Annotated in this window: 7 protein-coding genes; 2 read left to right on the top strand and 5 right to left on the bottom strand. The window is 73.0% G+C overall.

Annotated elements, in window-relative coordinates; genetic code table 11:
* Positions 1-78 precede the first annotated feature (78 nt).
* Both ACRDTB_RS36720 and ACRDTB_RS36715 read right to left on the bottom strand, forming a co-directional pair.
* The gene (locus ACRDTB_RS36720) at positions 79-798 is read right to left on the bottom strand and encodes a hypothetical protein (RefSeq protein WP_431436865.1); all 720 of its coding nucleotides are present in this window, start codon (positions 796-798) and stop codon (positions 79-81) included.
* Between the two features lie 61 nt (positions 799-859).
* Positions 860-1,870 carry an aminotransferase gene (locus tag ACRDTB_RS36715; RefSeq protein WP_431436866.1) on the bottom strand — a complete coding sequence of 337 codons (1,011 nt, stop codon included), beginning with the start codon at positions 1,868-1,870 and terminating at the stop codon, positions 860-862.
* Between the two features lie 24 nt (positions 1,871-1,894).
* Here ACRDTB_RS36715 and ACRDTB_RS36710 point away from each other — a divergent pair, with 24 nt between their 5' ends.
* On the top strand, positions 1,895-2,317 hold the full coding sequence (locus ACRDTB_RS36710; protein WP_431436864.1) for a YjbQ family protein: 423 nt from the start codon (positions 1,895-1,897) through the stop codon (positions 2,315-2,317).
* On the opposite strand, the gene ACRDTB_RS36705 is transcribed toward ACRDTB_RS36710, so the two are convergent.
* A complete protein-coding gene (locus tag ACRDTB_RS36705) occupies positions 2,306-3,355 on the bottom strand; it encodes a YhgE/Pip domain-containing protein (protein WP_431436863.1) in 1,050 nt (349 codons plus the stop codon). The genes ACRDTB_RS36710 and ACRDTB_RS36705 overlap by 12 nt on opposite strands.
* A gap of 122 nt (positions 3,356-3,477) precedes the next feature.
* On the opposite strand from ACRDTB_RS36705, the gene ACRDTB_RS36700 reads away from it, so the two are divergent.
* Entirely contained in the window at positions 3,478-4,167 is a 690-nt protein-coding gene (locus tag ACRDTB_RS36700; RefSeq protein WP_431436862.1) for an HAD family hydrolase, read from the top strand.
* Between the two features lie 52 nt (positions 4,168-4,219).
* On the opposite strand, the gene ACRDTB_RS36695 is transcribed toward ACRDTB_RS36700, so the two are convergent.
* A complete protein-coding gene (locus ACRDTB_RS36695) occupies positions 4,220-5,968 on the bottom strand; it encodes a proline--tRNA ligase (protein ID WP_431436861.1) in 1,749 nt (582 codons plus the stop codon).
* A 66-nt stretch (positions 5,969-6,034) separates the two neighbouring features.
* On the bottom strand, positions 6,035-6,837 hold an 803-nt coding region (gene mtnA, locus ACRDTB_RS36690; protein WP_431436860.1), incomplete at its 5' end, for an S-methyl-5-thioribose-1-phosphate isomerase.

The following is a 6,837-nucleotide window of genomic DNA, read 5'->3' as shown; positions in this document are numbered from 1 at the left end:
CCGTACGCGCGACCCGGTGGCGCCGTGCGGCCGGCCAGTCCCCCGCCGCGCCGCCGTTCCCGGGCCAGCCGGCGTAGCTCAGCCGTCGTCACCGTTGGTGATGTCGGCGCCGAGGCGCAGCGCGTCCCGGGAGACGTCGTCCAGCACGTCCTGCGTGCCGCTCTCGTCCTTGTTCGTCTTCGGGTCGTAGTCGGACTCGACGATCGTGACCCGGGTGCCGCGCACCTCCGACGCGTAGCCGTCGTTGCCGCTGAGCGTGTCCAGCCCCTTGACCTTCACCTCGCCCTCGCGCACGAGGTCGTTGACGTTCCCGGAGCCGTCCTCGTCCGTTTTGTCGCGCAGCGCCTCGGCGGTGGCCGCGTCGGCCATCTCCACGACCGAGACCGACGTGTAGATCGTGCGGCCGTCGACCGAGGTCGTGAACACCGAGCGGGTGAGCCGCTCGCAGGAGTTCTCCTCCAGGAACTGCTTGGTGTCCCCGTACGCGTGGTCCCCGCACGCCCCGTTCACGCGCGGCGAGTCGAGCTCCTGGGTGAACTCGTACTTGCCCGCGCTCTGCTGCTGGGTGGTGCCACCGCCGTACCCGGTCGGCGACCCGTCGCCGTCGTCGATCTGGATGTACCACCAGACGGCACCCGAGACCACGGCCACGGCGATCAGGCCGATGATGCGCAGCGTCCACGCGAGCGCCGAGTTGTCCCGCGGCGCCTGCTCCTCGGGACGGAACTGGATCGGCGGCGGGCGCTGCGACTGGTTGTCGGGCCACGGCGATTGGCCCGAGTGATAGGGAGCCGACACGGCCGACACGGTAACCGTACAAACCTCGCCAAACCAGGGCGAGGTGTCGGTCGGGCCGCGCTCAGCGCGTGCTACCGACCACGAGGTCGACGTCGTCCAGGGTGTTGTACAGGTGGAACGACAGCCGGGTTCGACCCGCCCGCATGGCACCCACCACGCCCGCGTCGGTGAGCCTCCGCGCCTGGTCAGCGGTCAGGTCGACGCTGATGATGGCCGATCCCCCGGGCGGGCGGCCGAGCCCGGCGAGCGTGGCGTCGGCGAGCCCCACGCAGTGGTCGCGGATCTCGGCGAGGTCGAGGCCGGCGAGCCACGGCACGGTCGCGGCGGCGCCGAGGTGGGCGAACCAGACCGGCGAGAGGTCCAGCCGGCGCGCGTCGGTGGCCAGGCGCAGCGGCAGGCCGTAGATGCCCTCCCACGGGTCGGCGGCGGCGTACCAGCTCGCCGCGTGCGCCACGAGCCGCTCCAGCGCGTCCGGGCGGCCGCCGAGCCAGGCCGCGCCGCGTGGGGTCAGCAGCCACTTGTACCCGGCACCGACGACCCAGTCCGCCCAGCCGAGGCGCAACGGCAGCCAGCCGGCGGCCTGCGTCACGTCGAGCAGCACCGGCTTCCCGGCCGCGCGCAGGCCGTCCAGGTCCACCACGGAGCCGTCGGCGGACTGCACCACGCTGACCGCGACCAGGTCGTGATCGTCCACATGGGACAGCAGCTCGCCGGGTGGCACCTCGGTCACCGGCATCCCCTGCGCGGCGAAGGGAAACGTCACGCTGGTGAACTCGCCACCGACGGTCAGGACGCGGGTCGTCCGCGGCAGGCTCGCCGCGACGAGCCCCACGAGCTGCGAGACGCTCGCGCCGGTCGCCACGTGCGCGGTGTCGATGCCGACCAGCCGCCCCCACCCGGCGCGGGCGGTCGCGACGTCCTCGTCGAAGTCGGGCGGCCGGGCGACACCCCGCCGCCACCGGTCCACCGCGCCGGCGAGCGCGTCGGCCGCGGCGGCCGGCGGCACGCCGATGCTCGCGGTGTTGAGGTACCCGAGGGGCACGTCGAACTTCTGTCCGAAGGCGATACGCATCATTCAACTAATACCGTGTCCGGCATGCACACCACGGAGATCGAGGTCGAGACCGGCGGTCGCGAGGTCGTCCACGATCTCACCGACGCGTGCCACCGGTTCCTCACCGGCCTGAACGGCGGTGCCGGCGCCCCGGACGGGCTGCTGCACGTGTGGGTCCCGCACGCGACGGCCGGCCTCGCCATCATCGAGACGGGCGCCGGCAGCGACGACGACCTGCTCGCGGCGCTGCGCGAGCTGCTGCCGGCGGACGGCCGCTGGCGGCACCGGCACGGCTCGCCCGGCCACGGGCGGGACCACGTGCTCCCCGCACTGGTCCCGCCCTACGCGAGCATTCCGGTGGTGTCGGGCGAGCTGGCACTGGGCACCTGGCAGTCCGTCTGCCTCGTCGACACCAACGTGGACAATCGGGTACGGAAGGTCCGATTCAGCTTCCTAGCCGGCTAGGGCCCGCTCGCGGTCGCCGGCCGGCACCGGCGGCTCGACCCGCGTCCTGCCCGGCCACAGCATCACGACCAGGCCGACGATCGCCATGCCGCCCAGCACGATCAGGCCGGTGCGCACGTCCGGTGCGTCCGCCGTGCCCAGTAGCAGGCTACGCAGGCCCTCGGTGGAGAACCGGAACGGCGTCCACGACCACAGCAGCGTGCGGTAGGCCGGGTTGAGCATCTCCGGCACCTGGCTCGCGACCGCGGGCGCGATCAGGTAGAGCGGGCCGAGGATCGCGACGGCACGCAGCCGGAAGATCCGCAGCAACGCGCCCTGCACGGCCGCGAACGCCACCGCGCTCAGGAAGACGAAGCCGAGCACGTCCCAGCCGAGCGGCAGCGACGAGTCCCACAGCTTGACGAACCCGGCCACGACCGCGCTCGCCACGACGCTGACGGTCACCAGCAGCGTGGCACGCGACAGCGGACCGGGCCGCATGCCCTCGCGGACCACGAGCAGGCCGAAGCCCAGCGCCGCGACCAGGCCGGCGATCCACAACAGCGCGCTGGCCGCGAGCGGTGCCGTGCGCGCGGCGACGCTCGCCGGGTCGACGGTCTCCAGGTTCGGCGGCGAGACCGTGACCCCCTGCTGCGACAGCGCGCCGGACAGGCCCTGCGCGGCGCCGGTCAGCACCTGCGTGGCCGCCTGCGTGCCCTGCGGGCTGACCGCGCCGGAGGTGACGACCGTGAGGTCGACGCCCCGCGGTCCGCCGCCGAGCTCGAGGATGCCGTAAACCTCCTTGTCGGCCAGCAGCTCGCGGGCCCGCTCGGGGTCGGTGACCTGCCAGTCGACCGCGTCGCCGCCCTGCTGGGCGACGCGCTCGGCGGCCTCGCGGAGCTGCCCGGGCGGGCTCGAGACGGCCAGCGGGACGTCATGCGGCGCGGCGGTGGCCTGCGCGCCGAAGGTCAAGAAGCCGAGCACCGTGGCGACCACGGCACCGGCCACGCCCAGCAGCACGGCGACCAGCGCCGGCCGGCGGGTGGCTGAGGCAGCCATTTGCGTCCTCCGAAGTTCATCGACCGTTGAATTGCAAGCCCAACGTACGCCCGGCCGCGCAGGCAAGTCAACCGCTGTTGAAATACATGTGCCGTCACCCGGACCCGTGCCACGATGGCCGCATGGACACGCTCGTTCTGTGGGACATCGACCTGACGCTCGTCGACTACACCGGGCTCGGGCGGAAGTGGTACTCCGAGGCGCTGGCGAACGTGGTCGACAAGGAGCTGGCGCACCTGCCCGAGTTCCCCGGCCGCACCGAGCGCTCGCTCGCCCGGGAGCTGCTCAAGGCGCACGGCGTGCGGCACGACGACGAGCAGGTCGAGCGCGTCCTCACCGAGCTGGAGGCGATCGGGCTGGCCACGCGCCCGTCGCTGCCGTCACTGGGGCGCGTGCTGGACGGCGCGGCCGAGATCCTCGGGGCACTGGAGAGCCGGGGCGGGGTCGTGCAGTCGCTGGTCACCGGGAACCTGCCCAACCTCGCGGTCTACAAGCTCGCCGCGTTCGACCTCGACCGCCACGTCGACCTGGAGATCGGCGGGTACGGCTCGCTGTCTGACCACCGGCACGACCTCGTCGAGGCCGCGATGGCGCAGGCGTCCGCGAAGCACGGCGTCACGTTCACGGCGTCATCGGTGGTGGTCATCGGCGACACCCCGATGGACGTGGCGGCCGGCCGCCACCACGGCACGGTGACGGTCGGCGTGGCCACCGGCCGGCACAGCGTCGACCAGCTGGCGGACGCCGGCGCGGACGCGGTCCTCTCCGACCTGACGGACACCCCGGCCGTCCTGGCCGCCCTGCTCCGCTGACCCCGCGAGTCCCCCGCTCCCGCACGCGAGTTCGCCGCTCCCGGCGGCTCGGCTAGCCGCGGACCAGTGCCGTCAGGTGCGCGACGGCCTCGTCGACGGGGACCTCGACCCGCTCGCCGCTGGCCCGGTCCTTGACCTCGACCACGCCCTTCGCGAGCCCGCGGCCCACGACGACGATCGTCGGCACGCCGATCAGCTCGGCGTCGGCGAACTTCACGCCGGGGGTGGACGGGCGGTCGTCCAGCAGCACGCCCACGCCGGCCTCGTCGAGCCGCGCGGCGAGCCGCTCGCCGCCCTCGCGCACGGTGTCGTCCTTGCCGGCGATCACCACGTGCACGTCGGCGGGCGCGACCCCCCGCGGCCACACCAGGCCGTGCTCGTCGTGGGACTGCTCCGCAATCACCGCGACGAGCCGGGACACGCCGACGCCGTACGAGCCCATGGTGATCCGGATGGGCTTGCTGTCCGCGCCGAGCGCATCGAGCTGGAAGGCGTCGGCATACTTGCGGCCGAGCTGGAAGATGTGGCCGATCTCGATGCCGCGCGCCGCGACCAGCGTGCCCTTCCCGTCCGGCGAGACGTCGCCCTCGCGCACCTCGGCCGCCTCGATCGTGCCGTCCGGCGTGAAGTCCCGCCCGCACACCAGGTCCACGACGTGGTGGTCGGCCTTGTCCGCACCGGTGACCCAGGCCGTGCCGGGCACCACGCGCGGGTCGACGAGGTAGCGAACCCCGTTGTCCTGCAACGCCTTCGGCCCGATGTAGCCCTTCACGAGGAACGGGTTCGCGGCGAAGTCGGCCTCCTCGAGGATCGACACGACGCGGGGATCGAGCGCGGCCTCCAGGCGCTTGGTGTCGACCTCGCGGTCGCCGGGCACGCCGAGGGCGAGCAGCTCCCACTTGTCCTCGCCCGGCGCGCGGGTCTTGAGCAGGACGTTCTTTAGCGTGTCGGCGGCGGTGAAGGTGCGCCCGAGGTCGGCCTGGTTGAGGAAGTCGACCAGGGTCTCGATGGTCGGCGTGTCGGGCGTGTGGTGGACCTGCGCGGCCGGCTTGTCCGCAATGGACTGGGCGGGCGGCGCGGGCGTGACCACGGCCTCGACGTTGGCCGCGTAGCCGGACCCGGTGCTGCGCACGAAGGTGTCCTCACCGGTCTCGGACTCGGCGAGGAACTCCTCCGACTTCGACCCGCCCATCGCGCCGGCCATCGCGGACACGATCACGTAGTTCAGCTCGAGCCGGTCGAAGATCTTGATGTAGGCGTCCCGGTGCTTCTGGTAGCTGTCCGCCAGCCCCTCGTCGTCGAGGTCGAACGAGTAGGAGTCCTTCATCAGGAACTCGCGACCGCGCAGGATGCCCGCGCGGGGTCGCGCCTCGTCCCGGTACTTCGTCTGGATCTGGTACAGCACGACCGGATAGTCCTTGTACGAGCTGTACTCCCCCTTCACGGCGAGCGTGAAGAACTCCTCGTGCGTGGGGCCGAGCAGGTAGTCGGCGTTCTTGCGGTCCTTGAGGCGGAACAGGAGGTCGCCGTACTCGGTCCAGCGGCCGGTCGCCTCGTAGGGCTCGCGGGGCAGCAGCGCGGGGAACTGGATCTCCTGCGCGCCCATGGCGTCCATCTCCTCGCGGACGACGCGCTCGATGTTGCGCAGCACCCGCAGGCCGAGCGGCAGCCAGGAGTAGCCGCCCGGGGCCACGCGACGGACGTACCCGGCGCGAACCAGCAGCTTGTGGCTCGGCACCTCGGCGTCCGCCGGATCCTCACGCAGCGTGCGCAGGAACAGCGACGACATCCTGGTGATCACGGCTCTACTCCTTGTCAAGAGGCTTCGGCAAAGAGTAGTGACCCGGTGCCCCGCGGCTCCAACCGGTTACGCCGGGCGCTCCCCCAGCGCCGGCCGCACGACGCGGTCCTCGGTCACGATCGCGGTCACGAGGTCGGCCGGCGTGACGTCGAAGGCGTAGTTGAGGGTCGCGGTGCCGGGCAGCCCGCCGATGGCGAGGACCTCGTCGCCGTCGCGGACCTCGATCTCGACGTCGAGGCCCCTGGCGATCGCGGGGTCGATGGTCGACTCCGGCGCGGCCACCACGAACGGGCGTCGAGCCCGCGCGGCGGCCAGGGCCAGCGGGTACGTGCCGATCTTGTTCACCACGTCGCCGTTGGCCGTGATCCGGTCCGCCCCGACGACGACCGCGTCCGCGAGCCCCCTGGCCAGCACGGTCGGCGCGGCCGAGTCGACGATGACCGTGTGGTCGATGCCCAGCTCGGTCAGCTCCCACGAGGTCAGCCGGGAGCCCTGCAGCAGCGGCCGGGTCTCGTCGACGTAGACGTGGCCGAGCCGGTCGCGGTCGTGCAGGGACCGTACGACGCCCAGCGCGGTGCCCCACTCCACGCACGCGAGCGCCCCGGCGTTGCAGTGGGTCTGGACCGCGACCGGGCCCTGGACCCGGGCGGCGAGCCAGTCCGCACCGCGCTCGCCGAGCGCGCGGTTGCGGACCGTGTCGGCATCGAGGACCTCCAGCGCGGCGGCGAGCACGGCGTCCGCACCCTCGTCCCGGCGGGCCAGGGCCCGCTCCACTCCCCAGGCGAGGTTCACGGCCGTCGGCCGGGCGGAGCGCAGCGAGGCGATGTCCCGGTCGCGGCGCGCGGGGTCCGCGCGGACCGCCACGGCCA

The sequence above is a fragment of the Actinophytocola sp. genome (genome assembly GCF_050699935.1).
Taxonomy (GTDB): Bacteria; Actinomycetota; Actinomycetes; order Mycobacteriales; family Pseudonocardiaceae; genus Actinophytocola.
Note: the sequence above shows the minus strand (reverse complement) of the source record. Positions and strands in the feature narration are given on the sequence as shown.